16 protein-coding genes are annotated in these 20,470 nt (G+C 57.9%); 7 read left to right on the top strand and 9 right to left on the bottom strand.

Annotation, left to right across the window (positions count from 1 at the left end; genetic code table 11):
- The first annotated feature begins 138 nt into the window (after positions 1 to 138).
- Together A9G06_RS15930 and A9G06_RS15925 are read left to right on the top strand one after the other, a co-directional pair.
- Entirely contained in the window at positions 139 to 1,380 is a 1,242-nt protein-coding gene (locus A9G06_RS15930) for a triacylglycerol lipase (RefSeq protein WP_069555827.1), read from the top strand.
- Positions 1,381 to 1,861: 481 nt separating this feature from the next.
- Entirely contained in the window at positions 1,862 to 2,065 is a 204-nt protein-coding gene (locus A9G06_RS15925; protein WP_069555826.1) for a hypothetical protein, read from the top strand.
- Positions 2,066 to 2,144: 79 nt separating this feature from the next.
- On the opposite strand, the gene A9G06_RS15920 is transcribed toward A9G06_RS15925, so the two are convergent.
- From A9G06_RS15920 to cmoM, 8 genes are all read right to left on the bottom strand, one after another.
- Positions 2,145 to 2,975, bottom strand: a complete 831-nt coding sequence (locus A9G06_RS15920; protein WP_083243810.1) for a hypothetical protein — start codon at positions 2,973 to 2,975, stop codon at positions 2,145 to 2,147.
- 49 nt (positions 2,976 to 3,024) lie between these two features.
- Entirely contained in the window at positions 3,025 to 3,528 is a 504-nt protein-coding gene (def, locus tag A9G06_RS15915; RefSeq protein ID WP_069555824.1) for a peptide deformylase, read from the bottom strand.
- Positions 3,529 to 3,735: 207 nt separating this feature from the next.
- A complete protein-coding gene (locus A9G06_RS15910) occupies positions 3,736 to 4,326 on the bottom strand; it encodes a hypothetical protein (protein WP_069555823.1) in 591 nt (196 codons plus the stop codon).
- Positions 4,327 to 4,430: 104 nt separating this feature from the next.
- Entirely contained in the window at positions 4,431 to 4,817 is a 387-nt protein-coding gene (locus A9G06_RS15905; RefSeq protein WP_069555822.1) for a septal ring lytic transglycosylase RlpA family protein, read from the bottom strand.
- 259 nt (positions 4,818 to 5,076) lie between these two features.
- Positions 5,077 to 9,504: a chromosome partition protein MukB gene (mukB, locus tag A9G06_RS15900; protein ID WP_069555821.1), complete on the bottom strand. Its 4,428-nt coding sequence runs from the start codon at positions 9,502 to 9,504 to the stop codon at positions 5,077 to 5,079.
- A gap of 3 nt (positions 9,505 to 9,507) precedes the next feature.
- Entirely contained in the window at positions 9,508 to 10,227 is a 720-nt protein-coding gene (gene mukE, locus A9G06_RS15895) for a chromosome partition protein MukE (protein WP_005336835.1), read from the bottom strand.
- Entirely contained in the window at positions 10,208 to 11,542 is a 1,335-nt protein-coding gene (gene mukF / locus A9G06_RS15890; protein ID WP_026034988.1) for a chromosome partition protein MukF, read from the bottom strand. The genes mukE and mukF overlap by 20 nt, the downstream gene beginning before the upstream one ends.
- A gap of 100 nt (positions 11,543 to 11,642) precedes the next feature.
- A complete protein-coding gene (cmoM, locus tag A9G06_RS15885) occupies positions 11,643 to 12,419 on the bottom strand; it encodes a tRNA uridine 5-oxyacetic acid(34) methyltransferase CmoM (protein ID WP_031227571.1) in 777 nt (258 codons plus the stop codon).
- Positions 12,420 to 12,520: 101 nt separating this feature from the next.
- Between cmoM and elyC the strand changes: the two genes are divergently transcribed.
- From elyC to pfkA, 3 genes are all read left to right on the top strand, one after another.
- A complete protein-coding gene (elyC, locus tag A9G06_RS15880; protein WP_069555820.1) occupies positions 12,521 to 13,291 on the top strand; it encodes an envelope biogenesis factor ElyC in 771 nt (256 codons plus the stop codon).
- Positions 13,292 to 13,426: 135 nt separating this feature from the next.
- Positions 13,427 to 14,182, top strand: coding sequence for a triose-phosphate isomerase (gene tpiA, locus A9G06_RS15875; RefSeq protein ID WP_005336839.1), 756 nt, complete (start codon positions 13,427 to 13,429; stop codon positions 14,180 to 14,182).
- Positions 14,183 to 14,331: 149 nt separating this feature from the next.
- Positions 14,332 to 15,303 carry a 6-phosphofructokinase gene (gene pfkA, locus A9G06_RS15870; RefSeq protein ID WP_005336840.1) on the top strand — a complete coding sequence of 324 codons (972 nt, stop codon included), beginning with the start codon at positions 14,332 to 14,334 and terminating at the stop codon, positions 15,301 to 15,303.
- A 1,611-nt stretch (positions 15,304 to 16,914) separates the two neighbouring features.
- On the opposite strand, the gene A9G06_RS15865 is transcribed toward pfkA, so the two are convergent.
- A complete protein-coding gene (locus tag A9G06_RS15865; protein WP_083243809.1) occupies positions 16,915 to 18,156 on the bottom strand; it encodes a dicarboxylate/amino acid:cation symporter in 1,242 nt (413 codons plus the stop codon).
- A gap of 270 nt (positions 18,157 to 18,426) precedes the next feature.
- On the opposite strand from A9G06_RS15865, the gene A9G06_RS15860 reads away from it, so the two are divergent.
- Positions 18,427 to 18,711: a pyrimidine/purine nucleoside phosphorylase gene (locus A9G06_RS15860; protein ID WP_069555819.1), complete on the top strand. Its 285-nt coding sequence runs from the start codon at positions 18,427 to 18,429 to the stop codon at positions 18,709 to 18,711.
- Between the two features lie 153 nt (positions 18,712 to 18,864).
- Positions 18,865 to 20,250 (top strand): L-serine ammonia-lyase, encoded by a 1,386-nt coding sequence (locus A9G06_RS15855; protein WP_005336843.1) that lies wholly within the window; start codon positions 18,865 to 18,867, stop codon positions 20,248 to 20,250.
- The last annotated feature ends 220 nt before the right edge of the window (positions 20,251 to 20,470 follow it).

Genomic DNA, 20,470 nt, shown 5'->3' with positions numbered 1-20,470 from the left:
AGCAGTTCTTATCAGCCCCGCCATGCATGGCTCGTTACTGGTAAACCCGCCACAAAGGGCGCAAGCTGGTTTGATATAGAGATACGCTGCGCTCTTCGCGGCACGACAACGCGACACCGGCTTTCACAAGGGCTTGCCATGACCGACGCCACCGACCCCTCGCCATCCTCTTCCTGGCATCTTTCGGATATCCGCGAGCTGGCGCACCTGCTGACCCTGGCGCTTCCCGCCGCGGTAGAGATCACCGAAGCAGTGCATCAGGCGGTACTGAGCGGTATGGGGCTCAAGGGACGGGATGAGGGAAAAACAGCCGGGATCACCGGGCTGGTCTACAAGGGGGTACATGGCACCGCCAACAACCTAAGCAGCGGCATTAACCATCTGCTCAGCCGCCTGCCAGCCACACCGCCACCCCACCAGATCCCCGAAACCCCGAAACGCGCGGCCCTGATCGCCACGCTCAACGGCGTGTTGGGGGACAAGCTGGTCGAACACCATAATGCTCTCGCTACCCCCATGACCCTGCGCTATCAGGGCAAGCCCCTCGATTGGCAAGCGATGCCAAAGGATCTACCCCGCGAGGGACGGGTACTGTTGATGGTCCATGGTCTCTGCATGAACGATCTGCAGTGGCAGACCGAGCATCAAGGCAAACCGGTCAATCACGGGGAGCAGCTTGCCGCCGCGCTTGGCTATCAGCCTCTTTACCTGCGCTACAACTCGGGCTTACCCATTGCACAAAACGGACAGACGCTGGCCCTGCTGCTGGAGCAACTGCTCGCCCACTGGCCGGGAGAGCTCAAAGAGATAACGATAATGGGCTACAGCATGGGGGGGCTGGTTGCCCGTAGCGCCTGCCACCATGCCGGCGTGGCCGGGCTCACCTGGCCTGTGCACCTTGCCAGTATGATCTTTATTGGCACGCCACACCACGGCGCGCCGCTCGAACACGCCGGACACTGGCTGGAGCAGTTGCTGCCCGCCACAGCCTACAGCGAACCCTTCGTCAGGCTAGCACGGCTGCGCAGTGCAGGAATCAGGGATCTACGCCACGGCAAGGTGGTCAATGAAGTGGCCCAACCCGACCCCGCCGCGCCCTTGCGCGATCCCCGCGTCCCACTCCCCTTGCCCAGTGGCGTCAACTGCTATGCCATCGCCGCGACCACTGCCGCCAAGCGCAGCCTGCTGGCTGATCGGCTGATTGGCGATGGACTGGTGCCGCTACGCAGCGCCCTCGGTCAGCACAACGAAGCGCGCCATCAGCTGGCCTTTATTCCCGCCCATACCCTGATTGTCTATCGCACCAGCCATATGGCCCTGCTCGCCAGCCCGCAGGTTGGCCAGCAACTACTGCGCTGGCTCAGCCCCTTGCTGCCATAGCGAGCTGGCTATTAAAGCGACGGAGTGCTGGTTTACAGGGTGGCCATGTGGCACTCTGGGACGTCGAAGGAAGAGACCCACACTGACACCTCGTGTGTCACCACTGCAAAGGAGCGCCAACGATGGCTAAAGCAAGCAAGAAAGAGATCAAGAAGAAGATCGCCGCACGCCTTGAGAAGATTGCCAAGCATGAAGGCAAGATCAAGAAGCTGAAGAAGGCCCTGAAGTAGGCACCATCGCATAAGAGAAACCGCCAACTGGCGGTTTTTTCATCCCCCTTTCGCCCCTTTACCATCGTTTTGATACCAATGGCCTTGATGTAAACGCCTCAAGCGCACCTCAGCAGAACAACTCGGCTGAAACCACGCACGTTCTCATCGCTGATATTTGGTCTAACAGCGCCAATCGGGCGCCGCATGCGGTGCTCGTAACAACTAGCCTTGGAGGCAGTGTTTGATATGAGCCAGCAGTGGAGCGCCATATGTACTCTTACACCCTCACCTTCAAGGAAGATGTCGATCGCCTGACCGCCCCCGAGCAGGCGATCACCTTGCAGAGCCCCGCTCAGGCGGGGGATTTTATTATCCTCTCCGACGGCAGCCGCCATCAGGTGATGTTGGTCACCCACCGCGCCCACTACAGCAGCCTCTATCTCGATAAAGGGGTCAGGGTGCCGCAAAGCTAGCGCAGCTCATCTCTCTATTTTCGAAAGCAAAAGAGCGGTACCTGGCCGCTCTTAGATCTCTCTTTATGTGGATTTGCTGTCACAGCACCTTGATCACCGGTTGGTGCACTATCTCGACGTCGTCTTTATAGACCACCAGCTCACCCGGTGGCACGCCTCGCTCACCCAATACGGTGACAACGCACTCGTAGCGATAGGGGCCGCTCGTGAAGAGATAAGTATGATTGCCCCCCGTCCCCTCCACCCTGACAGTGCCATTTTTCAGCACCAGATCCGGCTTGTCGGCGAGCGTCTTGCCCCTGGCCCAGGAGGCGTAGCGATAGTGGCCATCGTCCAACTCGTCGATGCGGATGGTAAATTTCTCGGTCTGCCACATCAGCTCGGGGCTCTTGTACTCCCGCACACTGGGATGCAGATCTCTCTTCTGCCTGGCGATAAGCTCGGCTTTCAATTTGGCGGCCTGCGCCGTCTGATGATTGATACCGATCACCTTACCATCAAAATCCATCCAGACCTCGCCACTGCCCAGCATGATGCCGCGCCAGCCCATGGTCTGCCAATCCTGCCCGACCTGGGAGGTAGCGATGCTTTTTAATATGGCGTCATCAAACACCTCGTCAAAACGGGTCAGCATCTCCGCCGGGGTTTTGATGGCGGGAATGGGATACTCCTGCTTGAAGGGGTACTTCATCTGGTTGGCAAGGGCCTGATGATCCCGGGCTTCTGCCGCATCGACCAACAGCTGCACAAAGGGGCGATATTCGGCCGGCAGCGGCTCTTCGTCGGCTGATACGGGGAGTGCGACCCACAATGTTCCCAGCAACAGCAGAACCTTCAGCCCATAACATCCCCGCACCTCATTGCTATTGCGGCTAAACAGTGCCCTGACATTCCATCTTGCCACTTTCATTCTGCCTGCTCTCCACATAACTAAAACGGCCAGCCACTATCCGCAGACATTAGCTGGCGGACTTCAGAGATTTTTTAACGCGTTTGAGTGCCATCTGCCGCTTGAGCGGTGACAGGTAATCAATGAACAAGTTGCCATCCAGATGATCAATTTCATGCTGCATGACAATGGCCAAAAAATCGCTACTCTCGATGGTGATCGGATTACCTTTTCGATCCAGTGCAGATACCACCACCGAGCTGTAACGCTCGACATCCGCGTAGTAATCCGGCACGGAGAGACAGCCCTCTTGTCCACGCACCTTGTCAGTACCGCTTATCAGTTGTGGATTAATCAAAACCAGCGGCTGATCCCTGCTCTCGGACAAATCGATAATAACGATCGCCTCTTTGCGCCCGACTTGAGTCGCGGCTAAACCAATCCCGTTTTCCGTCGCATACAGGGTCTCCAACATGTCATCAATCAAACTCTGCACGGCATTAATATCATCAACTTGAACTGATTTAATTTTCAATCTGATATCAGGGGCCGTCAAAATATCCAGAATGGCCATCCGCTCCTCCATTAAACATCGTGTTCATACCAATGAACGGGACAACGAGATAAAATCCTGATCCCCCTCCACCACCTTGTAACCAAGGTGCTTATAAAACTGCACCGCCCTCTGGTTACCTGTAAAGCTGGATAAAGTCACCCGGCATTTTGTGATTCATAGAGATCATTTCCCCATAACTGGCGATGAACTATTTAAATATGACGATTACTCTGCTGTCGCCCCCTTGTGGCAAGCCAGAGCCACAATAGCTAAGGAGAGGATGGTCAGTATCAACAAGTGCTTGGCCAGCCATTCGTCGCTTGGCCTATAACGCAGTAGGCCTTTGTACGTATTTTCATAACTTATCAAGACCTGCTCACCTTCCTGCACCTGCCACGCCTGTTCGAAATAAAAGGGCCACCAAAATCTGTAATAAGGCTGACTCCAGACCGTGACCCGTTTTCCTTTTGCGGCAAGCAACGCTGCTTTGTTATAGATACTACCTCGATAGGCTATTTCCTCTCCCGAGTCCGTCAGGATCCTGATCGCGGAGTCATGTGCAGTACGGAGGGGCTTATAAACCTGCACAAGCACTCCCTCATTTTTCGTCAACTGTTCCAGCGGCAGGATGGGGTTAAGCAATTCAACGTAAAAAAACACGCTCCAGAAGCCCGCCATGATGGCTACCGCCACCAGAAACTTGGTCCATCCCTTTTGCATGGCACGGACGCCGAACACACGCCAGAACCAGGTGGCTTGAATGCACGCCTTCGTCATGCGCCATTGTTTGCGAAACGCGAAAATGTCCATAGCCATGCTTTATTCATCCCTGTGTATGTTTCCAGCCGCTATCTGCTGCAAGGACATTACGATCTGCAGAGCCCACCATATTCCACCAGACTCTGCGACATCGTAAGTGGTCACAACACCTCAACCTTTACCTTGATAACACCTTCGCGAATATTGGCGATGGAGCCGAAGGCGGATTTGGAAAGGTCGATAATACGCCCGCTTTTAAAGGCGCCACGATCATTGACCTTGACCACTACGCTCTTGCCGTTGGCGAGGTTGGTCACCCGCACCATGGAACCAAAGGGCAATTCCATATGGGCGGCGCTATTGAGATTGTTGCGATAGAGCTCGCCGCTGGCGGTCTTTTTACCGTGATAGCGGTCGGCATAATAGCTGGCATAACCGGTCTCGCTATAGCCTCGCCAGCTGCCGCCGTGGCTCTCGTCATAACGGCTGCTACAGGCCGCCAGCAGCAGGCAAAGAGATAACAGCAGCCCTTTCTGGATATATTGCACCTTGCCCCTCTCCTCTCTTCTTCTTTTCGCTATGCGCAATTTTTCTTCTTCGATGCGGCCGGTGACGCTGGCGACACACTTTCAGGCGGGAGCTCTCACATTGCCATAGCGCCAAGGCACTCACCATGTTACTCGCCTTGTTGTCAGGCAGCAGCGACGGTGCGGCTACTTTGCCATATCTTCCATGTAAAAAGGGAGGCAAATGCCTCCCTTTTACCTATTTACCGGTCATCCCGTGTCGGGATGGGCCAGAGACTTCTCAGGCAATCAGCTTGTCGTCGGCAAAGCCGAAGCCGCGCAGACCCACCACATGCACGTGCTCGTGCTTGCCCTGCACCTTGCGGATGAGCTTGTAAGTGGTGCCCTTCTCGGGGCTGATATTCTCGGGCGCGGCGATAAGCAGCTGCATATCCTGCCGCTCGCACAGCTCGAACAGGGTGGCAATGGATTTGCCATCCAGACGGGCCGCTTCGTCGAGGAACAACAGGCGGCAGGGGGCGATATCCTTGCCGCGCAGACGGCGGGACTCCTCCTCCCAGCTGATCAGCACCATCAGCAGGATGGCCTGACCGGTACCGATCGCCTCACCGGTGGAGAGCGCGCCGCTCTCGGCCCGCAGCCAGCCATCGGCCCCGCGCTGCACCTCGATCTCCAGCTCCAGATAGTTGCGATAGTCGAGCAGCACGTCGCCCATCACCTGATAGCTGCGATCCCCCTGCTCGATCTGCGGGTTCAGGCGCTGGAACAGCTTGGCCATCGCCTCGGAGAAGCTGAGCTCCTTGTCGGCGAACAGATCGTTGTGCATGGCGGTTTGATCGGCCAGCGCCGTCAGCAGACGGGTGTGGGCCTCGCGGATATTGACGTTGAGGCGCACCCCGCGCACCAGACCAAAGGCGATGTTCTGCAAGCCCTGGTTGAGCACGCGGATGCGGTTCTGCTCGCGGCGGATGATGTTGGTGATCTTGGCCGCCACCTCGTGAGAGGAGAGCGACAGGTGGGTTTCCCGCTGCTTGAGCTCGTCAGCCAGACGGGCCAGCTCGATCTCCATCTCCTCGATCGCTTCCACCGGATCATCGGAGCGGATGATGTCGTTGCGAATGCGATCTTTAAGGTAGCGGTAGACCTGCACGTAGAAGGCGACCTTCTGCTCGGTGCTGCGGTTGCCCTCGGATAGTCGCAGCGCATCGCGCAGAGCTTCGTCGTGGGCCACCGCCACCCGCAGGGCGCCGAGGGCCTTGTCCGACATGGAGCGCAGCTCGTCGCTGTCAAGGTACGCCAGCTCGCGCTTGTTGAGGCGCTTCTCGACGTCGGTCTCCCGCGCCAGTCGCACCACCCGCGACCAGCTCGCCTTGTGACCCACCAGAGATTTACGGGCGCTGTAATAATCCTTGCCTTCCAGCTTGAGACGGCCACCGAGGGATTCAATCTCGCGCTTGGTGACCTGCAACTGGGCCTCGGCGCTGGTGCGACGGGAACGGGTGCGGATCAGCAGCTCTTCGATCTCTTTCTTGTGGGCACGCGCCTTCTCTTCCATATCGTCAGAGAGGGTCAGGCCCATGGCCGCCAGCTCCTGCTCGAACTCGGTCAGGGTCTGGCGCTTGGCCTCGACGCTGGAGTTAAGCGCGGTGCGCAGCTGCAACGCCTCGGTATGGCGCTGGGCAATCTGCTTGTGCTGCTCGCCAGCGGTGCGGGCCGCCAGCTCGGCCGCTTTCAGCTTCTCTTTGAGTCGCTCGCTCATCTCGGAGGCTTTGCCCAGCAGATCTTGCGCATCCTGATAGGCAAAGTGCGGCAGACGGGCCACCAGCTGATCGAGGGCGTAGCAACGGCGCTTCTGCTCGGCCAGCAGGTCGCTCACCTCATCGTAAGCTGCCTGCAGCGCCGCAAGATCCTGCGGATCCTGACGCAGCACCTGCACCATGGTTTCCAGTTTTTCCAGCGACTTGCCGTGTTTGGCGATAAAGGCTTCGGCCTGTTTCAGCGCTTCCACATCGGCGTGAGCCGCCTCGAGGCGAGCCGCCAAATCGGCTTCGGCAAACAGGTGGGCAAACGGCAGCATCCCCTGCACCAGCTGGATATGGCGGGTCAACTGGGCGGCGGCCGCTTTGGCTTCAGCCAGCTGCTTGTCGCACTCGCCGATGGCCCCTTGCAGCGCGCGCAGTTCGGTCTGTTTGGCCTGCACTTCGGCTTCGGGGTCGGGACGGAAGGCAATATCCAGATGCTGGCCGATAAAATCACGGAAGTGACCGTAGAGACGGTGGTACTTCTGCTGCTCGAAGGCGGCCTTGGCGTAACCCTCGATGAGCCCTTCGCGCTCAAGGTCGAGCTGCTCGATCCGTTTTTCCCGGGCGGCGCGACCAAACAGCGGCAGCTCGGGGTAGCGGGAGAAGCGCACCTGACGCTTGCTGGTGCGCACCAGCACGGCGTCTCCCAGCTCGTCCGCTTCCACCAGATCCTCATCAAAGGAGTCGGGGTTGCCCTGAATCAGGTAGATATCTTCCGGGCAATCTTCCAGCTTTTTCAGTCGCTCGATGGCACCCTCAAGGTCAAGCACCACCAAAGCGCTGCGAGCCGGGCCGTAGAGCGCCGAGTAGTAAGGGGCATCGTCGATGGAGATGTCGTCATAGACATCGGAGAGCAGCACGCCCCCCACCTGCTCGGCAATGCGGGCAAGACGGGGATCCGCCTCGCCAGCCCCCAGCTGCAGGTTGCGAATTTGCAGCTCCAGCGCCTGTTTCTGCGCCGCGATGCGGTTGCTCTCCTGCTCGAACTCGCGCTCCTTGTCGAGCACGGTTTGCATGCCGGCCGAAAGCTCTTCGGCGGTAGTCAGCGGCAGACCGCTCTGTTCACGCAGCTGCTCGAGCTTTTCGAAGGATTTGAGCCAGCGCGGCGCCAGCTTGGTGAGATCGCTGATATCGCGACCGAGCTGGGTGCCCTGATGCTCGAGGCTGGCGCGGCGTTGGTTAACCTCCGCCTGCTGCTCGGCGAGCTCCTCCTGACGGGTGCGCTGGGCTTCGAGGAAGATCTCCAGCTCATCGCTGCTGGCGATCAGCTGGCCAGAGGCCTGCTGCAGCTCGTCACGCAGCTTGAAGAGACTCTTCTGGCTTTCGCTCTCTTTCTCGAGGCGAGCCAGCGCGGCGCGCAGCCCCTGCCCCTGGGCAATACGGGCCTTGTCTTCGATGTGACGCTTGAGCAGCGCCTGCGCGGTGGGCCAGGCTGCCTCGCGCACTGTCTCCGGAGCAATGCTGAGCAGCAGCGCCAGCGCCGCTTCGTGCTCAGCCACCGCCGCCTTGGCCAGCGCCAATTGCTGTTCGGCCCCCAGCACTCGGCTGGTGAGGCTCTGCTCGGCTGCGCGGAACTGATGCAGGGTGTCGCTCGCCTGTTCGGCGGTCAGCCCCGGCAGCTCGCACTGCTCGCGGGCAGCATCGAGGGCCTGCACCGCCTGACGGTACTGGATGGCGCGGGTCTGCTGGATATCGAGCGCCTGCTGATAGTCGGCCAGCTGGGTCTTGAGGCTGTCTACTTCTGCCTGTGCCAGCTCCTTGCGCTCTTCCACTTCCAGCAACTGGCCGTGGATCTCCTCCACCACCGCCTGCTGCTGTTCGAGTTTGTCAGAGAGATCCGCCAGATCGGCGCGGTACATCTCGATCTTCTTCTGCAAGCTGACAGCCGCGATCACCTTGGCCAGATGCTCGGAGGCAGACTCCAGCTCGTCGGTCAGCAGTTTTTCGCGGTTGGTGAGCTGCTCCACCTCGTCGGCCAGATAGATGGCGCGCTGCTTCTCTTCGGCCAGAATGCGGCGCTTGTCGGCCAGCTCCTGGCGCGCCTTGAGGGCCAGCTCGGAGAGGCGGCTCTTCTCGGCGGCGTTGCGCACATAGTCGGCGGCCACATAGTGGGTGGTCTCGGTGATCAGGTTCTTGAACAGATCCCGCTGACCCTGGGTCTCCTTGATGGCCTCCAGGGTGCGGCGGTTTTCATAGATGGCCGCCTCCATGTCTGCAAACGCCTTGCGCACCCCGGAGTTCTCCGGCAGCAGGTACTCGCGCAGGGAACGGCTGATGGACGAGGAGATGCCGCCGTAGAGGGAGGCTTCGATCAGGCGATAGAACTTGCCGCGATCCTTCTGGTCACGCAGCTTCTTCGGGGTGATGCCGAACTCGAACATAAAGTTGTGATAGTCGGTCACCGTATTGAACTTGGCGACTTTCAGCGCCCCCAGCTCGGCGGCCGCCCCTTTCAGATCGGTAAAGGCGCGTACCCGCCCCTTGCCGCCATCGAGCTTCTCCAGCAGCAGATCGGTCGGTGCCAAATTCTCCGGCACATCCACCAGCGCGAACGGAGTGATGTTGACCTTGTTGTCACGGTTGGCCACCTGCTCGAGGTGCACGCCGATCCAGATCCGCTGTTCGCGGCTGTTCATCACTTCCAGCAGGGAATAGCAGTGGCCGCGCTGCAGCTTGCCGTAGAGCCCCTTGTCACGGGAGGCGCTGCTCGATCCCGCTTCCGTGGTATTGCGGAAATGGAGTAGTGACTGGTCGGGGATGAGCGCCGCGATAAAGGCCGCCATGGTGGTGGACTTGCCCGCGCCGTTGCCGCCGGAAAGGGTGGTGACCAGCTGGTCGAGATCGAAGGTCCGGGCAAAGAAGCCGTTCCAGTTGACCATGGTCAGGGATTTGAACTTGCCTCGCACCGGTTATACCTCCAGATCCAGTTGTTCTTCATCGAGATCCGCCTCGATGTCATCAAAGAGCGAGTCGCTGCTCGGCATTTCGTCGTCGTGGAAGATGGCTTCACCCTCCTGGATCATCCGCAGCTGAACGGCACGCGGATCTTCATCGGAGCGCACGTCGGCGGCGAAACGGAATACCGATTCGTTGACCCGGAATTTATCCCCGTTGCCAAGGGCGGTGATCATGCCAAGGCGGCGCAGGCGACGCATGGAGGTACGGATCTTTTCGAGCAGCTTCTTCTTGTCGAGATCGGTACCGCCGGAGCGGCTGTTGACCATCCGCAGCAGCTGCTTCTCGTCGGCGAGGCTCAGCACCTCCTCCTGCAGCTCGGCCATGGCAAATACCCCTTCCGAAGCCAGACGATCCGGGCTCAGGTAGAGGTAGCAGAGCACCTTGCCCACCAGCATATCGAGCTCGGAGAGCACAGTGGTGCCGATGTCGGAGCTCGGGCGCGGGCGCAGGTAAAAGAAGCCTTCCGGCGCCTTGATCAGCTCCACCTGATAACGGCCGTAGAAGATCTCCAGCTCGCTGTGATATTCGACCAGCGCCGAGTGCTGCTCGAACTCGTCGGCACTGATGTGACGACCGGAGCGCAAGGCGGTGTCGATGCGCGGAAACAAGGGGTTGGCAATCGCCTCTGCGAGGCGCAGCGGCAAGGGAAACTCAGAATTGATCAATGACATAGGCCTGAACCTTGGATCCAGCTTGGTTAATGGGTTTCCATGCGGGTTGGCGATGCAGTTCGCGCTCGCCGCTGGCATGGCCCAGGCGCACGGCCTGGTCGATCAGAAGACGCGCCACATCGAAGTGGGCATGAGCCGGGTAGTCCAGCAGATATTCCCGCAGCACATCGGCCAGATCCAGCTGCTGGCCCTGCTCGGGGTAGCGGGCCAGATAGCGCTCTATGCGCTCGGCCAGCTCCTGGTTGATATCCACCATCTCGACGTACTCCATCTCGAGGGGCACCTCACCGGTCACCTCCTCGTCGTGGATGGCGATGGTTTCGTCGCGCAGCTCCAGCAGACGGGGCTCTTCGGCCACCCGCAGCTGCCAGTTGTGCTGCTCGAAATTGCGAATGGACTCGCGCAGCCGCTGGCTGAAGGCGCGGTTCTTGTCCATGTCGATGGCGTTGCGGATAAATTTGTGGACGTGCCTGTCGTAGCGGGACCAGAGCTCGATGCACTGCTGACCCCAGCTGGTGATGACGTCAAGACGCCCCTGCAAGGCGTGAGTCAACTCCTCGACGTGGAACAGATCGTCGCGCCCCTGCGCCGCTTCCTGAATGTTGAGCAGCCCCGCCTGCAAGCGGTGGCCGGCAGCGTCCAGGGTATCCTGCAGCTCGCGCAGGGTCTGGCCAGTCTCGTGCAGCAGCTTTTCGCAGCTGTGAATGGCATCGACCCAGTTCTGGGTCAGCAGGGCCGCGATTTCGCTTTTGACCTGATTCTGCTGCTCATCCATGGCGCGCTGGGTGAGATCGATGCGCCCCAGCGTCTCTTCCAGCGAGAAGGTGAGGCGCGGCAGTACCTCGGCATCCCACTGCTCGCGGGTGTTGGTCTCGAGCGCCGCCTTGCGGGCGGTGTCGAGCTCGGCAGCCAGGTGTTCGAGCAGAATGGAGAGCTTGATGGAGTCAACCTGACGCTGATCCATAAAGAAGTCGACGATGCTCACACCCAGGCGTGACAGGCGGTAGAGGCTCTCCCCCGCCACCATGTCGGTGTTGAAGCGCGACAGCAGCTGCTGGCGAATGAGATCGTTGATGGCGTTGTTGGCGCGACCTGTGAGGGTCTCGTCCATTTGGCCGAAGGCGCTGCTGACATAGCCAAAAGCGTCGTGCAGCGCCGCTTCCGACAGGTCCGACTCATCTTCGGACAGGGTCTTGATTGCAATCAGAAAGGCCAGCCGGTCGGTCGGCAGGCTCAACGCCAACCCCTCCTGCCTGACCCACCCTACTAGCTCCGGCAAAGAACGCTCTGGCAGGGTACGGGATGTACTCATCATGATGTTGTCATCTCGTTGTTGTATTGGGCGCAAAATCGTGCGCGCGGCTACATCCGGTAGCATCGAAAACATGGTTCACATCGACGTGAACCGCGAGCAATCAGCTGGCCGGCTTCTGGGCCATCACATGGATATAGCGACCGAGGGCGACAAAAGGCTCCTGACGGCAATATTGCTGCTCCATGGCCAGCAGATCGTCGAACTTCTCCACCTGATCCTGCTTGTGACGCATATAGTCGTGGATGACCCGCACTCCGGTCTTGCCGATGATGCGCAGCCCCCCGCGACCAATCCAGTCATAGACCTGCTCCGGCAGCTGGGGATTGGTGGGCGTAAGCGCAGTCTGACGCTTCTTGCGAAGACCAAGGCGCACATAGTCAAAATTGCCCACCACCAGGCTCTGGAACAGCAAACCATGACGGTTGTAGAAAAGCAGCGACAGTATGCCCCCGGCATTGACGAAAGGGAACAGACCCAGCAAGGTCTGGCGCGGCTCGGCGAGCCACTCCAGCACCGCATGGCAGAGCACCAGATCAAAGGTCCCGGTCACGTGTTGCTTCAGATCCTGAATGGGGCAATGGATGAGACGGATTTTGTCTTCCAGCCCCTTCTCGGCGATCTGGCTGCGTGCCAGTTCCAGCATTTCTGCTGACAGATCACACAGCTCCACCTGATGCCCCATGGCCGCCAGCTTCTGGGCGAAATAGCCAAACCCGCCCCCCGCATCGAGGATGCGCAGCGGTCGGTTGCCAAGGCGGGCCAGGCAGGCTTCGATGTCGCTCCAGACAATGGTGGTGCGGATGCGCCCCTTGGTGGAGTCGTAAATGTTGCGAGCGAACTTGTCTGCGCGCCCGTCAAAACTCTGATCGTGCTTCAAGGAGAAACTCAACATTAGCGCCACAGGGTTGTGGCCATCCCAAAAAAGAGAGGTATTCTGTCACATCCCGAATTTGCTGAAAACTCAAGGAAGTGTCTGCCGTGTTTGTGCTCAAAAAGTGGCTGGGTCAGCTGTTGATGCCGCTCCCCTTCTCCCTCTCCCTGCTGCTGGTCGCCCTGCTGCTGCTCTGGTTCACCCGATTTCAGAAAACCGGCAAGCTGCTGGCCACCCTCTCGCTGCTCATTGTGGCCCTGATGGGGATGCGGCCGGTGAGCTATGAACTGGCCCGCGGGCTGGAGCAGACCTACCCGCCGTTCGAGGTGAGTCAGCATCCCAACATCGACGCCATCGTGGTGCTCGGCAATGGTCATGTCAGCGACCCGGCGGTGCCGATGCGCAGTTGGCAGAACAATATAGCCCTGGCCCGCACTCTCGAAGGGGTTCGCCTTGCCCAGGCCTATCCCGACGCCGAACTTGTTTTCTCCGGCTATGTGTCGGGGGATACCCTCTCCAATGCCGAGGTCAATGCCCGGATGGCAGAGAGCCTCGGCATTCCCCGTTCGCGGATGACGTTGTTTGAAAACAACAAAGACACTCATGATGAGGCGGTCAGTATCAGCCGCCATCTGAAAGGAAAAGAGGTGGCGCTGGTCAGTTCTGCCACCCACCTGCCACGCGCCATGGCCCTCTATCAGGGTCAGGGACTCAATGCCGTGCCGGCCCCCACCGATTACACCGCCAAGCAGAGCCAGGTACCCCAGCCGCTCTACAGTTATTTACCCAAAGGGCGTTATCTGATGTATTCCGAAGCTGCCATCCACGAATGGATTGGAGTATGGTGGGCTCGCTTGCGGGGGCAGGTTAACGAATGAGCGATCAAGCGTTTCATTCCTGATTTGGATCAGGAAAGCGAAAAAAAATTACGTCATTTGCCGCCGGGTCAGCTATCTTGGGCTCGGTTCAATTCATATAATGTCGCGCAATCAAATGCCTAGGAGATATACAAGATGAGACAGCACCTGGTAATGGGTAACTGGAAACTGAACGGCACCAAAGCTTCTGTAGAAGCTCTGATCAAAGGACTGACCCCGGCTGCTGCCGCTCATCCTTCTGTGCAAGTCGCCGTCTGCCCGCCGGTTATCTTTTTGGGTCTGGTTGAGCAACTGACCGCTGGCAGCAAGATTGCCTACGGTGCCCAGAACGCTGACGTTCACGAGTCTGGTGCCTTCACCGGCGAAAACGCCCCCTCCATGCTGAAAGCCTTTGGTTGCACCTACTCTCTGGTCGGCCACAGCGAGCGTCGTACCCTGCACGCAGAGACCGACGACGTGGTTGCAGCCAAGTACGAAGCGATCCAGAAAGGCGGCCTGGTGCCGGTTCTGTGCATCGGTGAAACTCTGGAGCAGTTCGAAGCCGGCGTGACCAAGAACGTGGTTGAGACCCAGCTGAAAGCTGTTATCGACCGTTGCGGCATCGCCTCCTTCAACAACGCCGTTATCGCTTACGAGCCGGTATGGGCCATCGGTACTGGCAAGACTGCCACTCCGGAGATCGCTCAGTCCGTTCACGCTCACATCCGTCAGTACCTGGCCGGTTTTGATGCCGCCGTTGCTGCCAAAGTACAGATCCTGTACGGCGGTTCCGTCACTGGCGCCACTGCAGCCGACCTGTTCGGTCAGCCGGACATCGACGGTGGCCTGGTCGGTGGTGCGTCCCTGAAAGTGGACGACTTCTCCCAGATCATCGCTGGCGCAGCCAAGTAATCGCTGATTACGGCAAAGAGAGGGGCTTGTCCCCTCTCTTGTATCGCTTTTCCTATGGTGGCCCCCGCATCCCATATGAAAGCCGATATAGTAAAAGTGGCTTGTCTATTTAAACATTCGTATTTGACAACTCAGATCCAGAGGCACTCATGACCAAACAAATCAAACGTATTGGTGTTTTGACCAGTGGTGGCGACGCACCCGGTATGAACGCAGCCATTCGCGCCGTGGTTCGCGCCGGTTTGCATCATGGCCTGGAAGTTTACGGTATTTATGATGGCTACCTTGGTCTGCACCAGGATCGTATCGTCAAGCTGGAGCGTCACAGCGTCTCCGACGTGGTGAACCGTGGTGGTACTTTCCTCGGCTCCGCCCGTTTCCCTGCCTTCAAAGACCCCGCAGTGCGCGCCGAAGCGATCGAAAACCTGAAAAAGCACGGTATCGATGCGCTAGTCGTCATCGGTGGTGACGGCTCCTACATGGGTGCCAAGAAGCTGACCGAAGAGGGTTTCCCCTGCATCGGCCTGCCGGGCACCATCGACAACGACATCGCCGGTACCGACTTCACCATCGGTTTTGATACAGCTCTGAACGTGGTGGTTGACGCCATCGACCGTCTGCGCGACACCTGCAGCTCCCACCACCGTATCTCCGTGGTCGAGATCATGGGCCGCCACTGTGGCGATCTGGCCATGTCCGCCGCCGTTGCCGGTGGTGCCGAATATGTGATCGTACCGGAAGTGGCTTTCGACAAAGAGAAGCTGCTCAAGCAGATCAAGGAAGGCGAAGCCAAAGGCAAGAAGCACGCCATCATCACCATCTGCGAGCACGTTACCGACGTGAACGCCCTGGCCAAGGACATCGAAGCCCTGACCGGTCGTGAAACCCGCGCCACCATCCTGGGCCACATCCAGCGTGGCGGTGCCCCGACTGCCCGTGACCGCATCATGTCCAGCCGTATGGGGGCTTACGCCGTTGAGCAGCTGCTGGCTGGTCACGGTGGTCGCTGCGTCGGTATCCAGCGCAACGAGCTGGTACACCACGACATCATCGACTGCATCGAGAACATGAAGCGTCCGTTCGATCAGGAGCTTTACAACCTCTCCACCACCCTGTTCTAAGCCTCGCGGCTTTTAACCGGCTGTTGATGACAAAAACCCTCCATCGGAGGGTTTTTTTATATCTCAAGCAAACTGGTGCATCGGCACGCTGTTTGCTCCTCACCATACGGGTTGCCTGATTCCAACCCTTGCGCCATCTGACTGATCACTAGCCTTCCTCTCCTCACAGCAACCGGATTCAGCCTACGAACAGAGTTCCGGTATTGTCGTGGATGTTTTATCACTGCGAACCGGATTGCGTTGACCTGTGCTCTGTCAACCCTGAAACGAGCTTGTTCAGCCTCCTCGTCATACGCCGCTTTTTATATCTCAATCTTGCAGAAGGGATTCAGATATCTTCCCCAACCATGCTCCGGCGCAGTTCTCGTATTGCACTCACATGACTCACGCAGATGCACCGGCCACGCGGATCGCTACTTGCGCCCAGCCCAGCCCAGCCCAGCCCAGCCAGAGAATACGCCTCTGGCCTATTGCCCACCTCACTCTTGCTGCGGCCATGTCGACTCCGAGGCCGACGGGGAAATTGGCGATGATAAAACAGCCAGCTGCCACTCTGTATCCCCCCGATGCACGACTCTCCTCCCTATGCCCCCAGTGTTTTGCTGTAAAAATGCGGAGACTCTGGACTGATAAAGTGATGGTGCGACAAGGGCTGGCAACCAGATTGTCTCCATTGACTTCTTTTGGATGGGCTATCTCCGTCAGGAATCGTCAAATCATGGTATTGCACACTTTTTATGGCTTTAAGGACACTATTACGAGGGTGAAAACTTATAAAACGCCACTTGAGACCCATACAAACCCCCTCGCCAAACCAGCCAACAGCTAACTAACTAATTGAATTTAAATGAAATAATCATAAAAACAGAATCTTGAATGCCTGGCATACCAGAGCAGGTGATAAAATCAGCTCAATATGACAAAAATAGCCATCTCAACCAACCTAACAAACAAAGAAGCTGTTTTATCAATTTACACCTTGTTTTACCCCCTTGTTATGGTATCTTGACTACATCAACCAACAACTTAGGGAGAGAAAAATGAAAGAGTTTGTCGTTACTGCCGTTTTCACGGTGTTTTTCACCCTGGTTGCTGTCTCTCTGCCCTCACTGTCACAGTTCTGAGCCGGATAGAGAGGCATCAATCCGGACTGACCCTCTTTGCCATGTCTGTTTAATCGCCACCAACTGGCGCTTTTCAGTAATAATGCCGAGATGGTCAACATAGATATGATTTCATCACGTTGACGCTGTTTCTTTCGCCACAAGGGTGTAACCAGGATGGTTTAACCATATGGCCTGATGGAGTAGAACCAGCAGCAAATCATATCCGAGGGGAGCGAGGCTCCCCTTTTTGTTACCAGTCTTTGACAACCCCATTGCCCCGGCGGCCACACAGGCAGCCATCCGTCACAAGGCCCATGCCCACAACTGATGTTTTCCCCTCCTGTACTCTCCATTCAACACAGCTAAATCTGTCAGCAATCTCTTGTGCACACCTTTGCTCTGATACTTGTCCGGCAGATATAAAAAAGCCCCCGCCATCATGGCAGGGGCTCGCGTTACACAGTGTCAGCTTAGGGCTGTTATATCTCAGTCCAGCTCAAAGCAGTTATGCCTTGTTCCAGCGCTGTGGGTCATATTCCGGGCTGAAGCGGTCAACAATGACAGCACAGGCCGCATCGCCGGTGATATTGAGGGAGGTGCGGATCATGTCGAACAGACGATCCAGCGCGAACAGCAGCGGCAACCCTTCAATGGGGATCCCGGCCGCCAGCAGCACGGCAACCACCAGGAAGCTTGGGCCCGGCACACCGGCCTGACCGATCGCCCCCAGAGTGGAGGTCACAATGATGGCGGCCCAGGAACCGACGCTCAGATCGATGTTGTAAACCTGCGCGAAGAAGATGGCGACCAGACCGTAATAGATGGCGTTGCCACTCATGTTGATGGTGGCGCCCAGCGGCAACACGAAGGAGGCGGTCGCGTTGGTCACTTTCAGATCATGCTCGCAGGTCTCCATATTGACCGGCAGGGTCGCCATGGAAGAGGCGGTGGAGAAGGCCACGATCTGCGGCTTCTTCATGGCAGAGAGGTACTTCATCACCGGCGTGTTGGAGAACATCATCACCAGCAGCGGATAGACCACAAAGCCGAAGATAAGGATGGCAGCCACATAGACCACGAACAGCTTGAGTACCAAGGTCAGCACATCGAAGCCATAGGTACCGATGGCTTCCGCCATCAGACCGAACACCCCGAGTGGTGCGATGATCATCACCTTGTTGATCATCCAGACGAAGGCATCCACCAGAGTATTGAGCCCATCGACCAGCGGCTTGGCCCGCTCGCGCGGTTGTTTGGCCAGCGCAATGCCGAGGAACATGCAGAACACCAGGATCTGCAGGATGTTAGCCTCGTTGAGGGAGTTGAAGACGTTGGTGGGGATCATGCCAAGCAAGGTGGCGACTGCATCCGGCAACGCCCCTTTATCGGCGTAGTCACCACCAAACATGGAGGCGACGGAAGCGAAATCGACCCCGACACCCGGTTTGAAGATCTGCCCCATCACCAGTGCCAGCAACACGGCCAACGCTGAGGTCACGAGGAAGAAGGCCAGCGTAGCCGCACCGATCTTGCCCGCAGCGGGGCTGGCGCCCAGATTGGCGGCGCCGGAGAGGATGGCTACCGCCACCAGCGGGATCACCAGCATCTTGATCAGCTGGATAAACAGGGTACCGAGCGGTGCAAACACGGTGGCTTGTTCACCCATGAACGCGCCGACCACTGCGCCCAGTACCATGGCGACCACAACCTGGAAGCCGATGTTTTTAATGAGTCCTTTAGTTAACACAATATGTTCCTTTATGTAGCAAAATTCACACTTTTCCCAGTGCAATTAACCAAACAGGGGAATGAGCGGCTGCCCATTCCCCTGGTTGCGCGTGTTATCTCACATTTAATTGCTGTTTTAAATCAGCAAATCATTAACCTTGGCTATTAATAAGTTTGCGAAAAAGTGAAGATTCAAAGCGGTCTCGGCGATTTTTACCTCATCCCCCATGACAACTGGCAAAAGTTTGTGCTAGTTTGGCTGCACAAACGTACACACAGGGATGTAAAGATGCTGAAAGTTAACGAGTATTTCGACGGAAATGTAAAATCCATCGGTTTCGAACAAAAAGGCGAGAAATCAACCATCGGGGTGATGAACGCCGGTGACTACCTGTTCAACACCGCCGCCCCCGAGCGGATGACGGTGATCAAGGGCGCCCTCACCATCCAGCTGGCTGATGAAGATGAGTGGCACACCTACAGCCAGGGTGAATCCTTCCTGGTGGCCGGTCACTCCTCCTTCAAACTGGAAGTGAAAACTTCCACTGCCTATCTGTGCGAATTTCTCGACTGATCAGGCCGGTTGAAGGGGATCAGCCCCTTCAACTTTCTTGGTTCCCCCCAGCCCTATTATCTGTGTCCATGTCACAGCACCGCACATCCCCGCTTTCCATCCACGTCAAAAATCCTAGAATAAACAGACATAAACCATCACCGGATTGATGTCATGATCAGCGTGTTTGACCTGTTTTCCATCGGAATTGGCCCCTCCTCTTCCCATACCGTCGGCCCCATGCGTGCCTCTTACGCCTTCGTCCAGCAGCTCAAGCTGCAAGGCCATCTGCCACAGGTCACGCGGGTCGAAGTGGAGTGTTACGGCTCGCTGGGCCAGACCGGCAAAGGGCACGGTACCGGCAAGGCGATCATTCTGGGGTTATCGGGCTTTGAACCGGAATCGGTCGATATCGATGCGATTCCCGCCATTCTGGCTCGAGTGGAAAAGGAGCAGAACCTGCCGCTGGCAGGCGAACAACCAAGCCATTTTCCCCGCACCGGTGCCATCATCTTCAACCGCCGCAAAACCTTGCCGGCCCACACCAACGGCATGACTCTGCGCGCCTTTGATAAAGAGGAAAACCTGCGCTTCAGCCAGACCTACTACTCCATCGGGGGCGGCTTCATCATTGAAGAGAGCCACTTTGCTACCGCCAAAGAAGAGGCCGCCAAGTCTGATGCCGAACATCCTGTCCCCTACCCGTTCGACAGCGGCGCCCAACTGCTGGCCCACTGTCAGGAGAGCGGCCTCTCCATCTCGGGGCTTATCCTCGCCAATGAGCGGGTATTTCGCAGCGATGAGCAGATAAAAGCGGGGCTGCGCAAGATCTGGCAGGCGATGCAGGGCTGCGTCGAGCGAGGCTGCAAAAGCGAAGGGGTGCTGCCGGGCGGCCTCAAGGTTCGGCGCCGCGCCCCGGGGCTGTTCCGCCAGCTCAGTTGCGAGACCAACTTCAACAAGGATCCGCTGATGGTGATGGAGTGGGTCGATCTCTTTGCGCTGGCCGTCAATGAAGAGAACGCCGCCGGTGGCCGGGTGGTCACCGCCCCCACCAATGGCGCTGCGGGCATCATCCCCGCCGTGCTGCACTACTACGATCGCTTCGTGCACAAGGTGGATGACGAGACGCTGATCCGCTACTTCCTCACCGCGGCTGCCATCGGCATCTTATATAAAAAGAACGCCTCCCTCTCCGGCGCCGAAGTGGGCTGTCAGGGGGAAGTGGGAGTCGCCTGCTCCATGGCGGCTGGCGCCCTGACCGAACTGCTGGGTGGCAGTCCGGCCATGGTGGAGAACGCCGCCGAAATAGGCATGGAGCACAATCTCGGCCTCACCTGCGATCCCATCGGCGGACTGGTGCAGGTGCCCTGCATCGAGCGCAACGCCATGGGGGCGGTCAAGGCGATCAATGCCGCCCGCCTCGCCCTGCGCGGCACCGGCGAGCACAAGGTGTCACTGGACAAGGTGATCAAGACCATGTGGGAGACCGGCAACGACATGAAGACCAAATACAAGGAGACGGCCCGTGGTGGCCTCGCCGTTAACATTACCGAATGTTAAAAAACGGCAAATGACTCCATTTGGTTCCGAAATACCCGGCATCGCCGGGTATTTTTATGGGCAAACGCTTAACAAAATGGATAAGCACAAAAATAAATTTTATACTCGCGCCTCAGATTCAACAAAAATAGATCTATTTCAACTTTTTTTAGGTCTGGAGCCGTTACACTACGGTTATCTGGTTCTGTGACCTGCGCTGACAAGCGCGTTCCATGGATCT

Origin of the sequence: Aeromonas sp. DNP9 (genome assembly GCF_001728955.1) — a bacterium.
Lineage (GTDB): Bacteria > Pseudomonadota > Gammaproteobacteria > Enterobacterales > Aeromonadaceae > Aeromonas > Aeromonas veronii.
Note: the sequence above shows the minus strand (reverse complement) of the source record. Positions and strands in the feature narration are given on the sequence as shown.